Raw genomic sequence first — 924 nt, 5'->3', positions numbered from 1 at the left:
GGTTTTAAAGGCTCAGGGATATCCTGCTCACCCAGTAACTGCTTGATATTGATTTCTATATTGGTGGCTATCGTCGTCATCGCGGTATCAGTAGGAAGGTTATTGAAAGGGTCCTGTAAATGCATCGCTGATTTTTCCAAAAGAAAAAAAGCAGAAGAAATCACCAGTAACAAAGGGATCTCGAAGAAACTATCGATATCTGTCAGTGCTATTGATAAAGTAACGACGAAAATATAGATAAAGAAATGCAGGAATAAGCGGTAGGTCTGCGGGAACACCGTGCTTTTGATCCGCTCGGCCATACCCATCGCATTAGAAAAATTCACCTGCGTTGAATTGATCTGTACATGGCTGAATAATTCCAGTCTTCCTTCATCCCGCAGCTCCGTTAATTGCAGCGCATTAAGCTGCAAAATGGCCAGCGGTTTATTACTATGCGTGTTGATCTTCTCCAGGTCGGCTGCCGACAGGTATTTATGAAGGTTCGCGGTAGGGTCGAGGCCGCGCAGGCTTTGCCCTAAACTATAGCACCACGCGATCTGCCGGTGGCCCATCGTCCTGATCGCCTCTTGTTTATCCATAGAAATAAAAGATTGCAACTGTAAGATGAAATTGCGGCTTTCGTTGACGATACTTCCCCAGACTTTCCGCGCCTCCCACCAGCGGTCATAAGATTGATTGATCTTAAAGGAAAGGATGACCGAGATCGCTGTACCGATGAACGTGGGTATAGCTATCGGCATTATAGGGATCAGGTTTTTATAATGGCTCGTCAAATAGTTGACCAGCAGGCCTACCACCAGCACGTAGGGGAGTTCGTTCTTAACTTTCCCGAGGATGTAATGTGCCGGGATGCGTTTTTTTAACAGCATGCTTTTTCGATTTTTAGCACATAACAAAAAGTTGGAAGAGTGGTTTGGTGTA

The 924-nt window shown here is 45.2% G+C and carries 1 protein-coding gene; it reads right to left on the bottom strand.

Annotated features, from left to right (window positions below; genetic code table 11):
- Positions 1-872 (bottom strand): bestrophin family protein (locus BC343_RS20355; RefSeq protein ID WP_078349654.1); only part of this gene is annotated, 872 nt, incomplete at its 3' end.
- Positions 873-924: the final 52 nt, after the last annotated feature.

The organism is Mucilaginibacter pedocola (assembly GCF_002013915.1).
GTDB lineage: Bacteria > Bacteroidota > Bacteroidia > Sphingobacteriales > Sphingobacteriaceae > Mucilaginibacter > Mucilaginibacter pedocola.
This window is presented reverse-complemented; position numbering and strand designations above follow the sequence as displayed.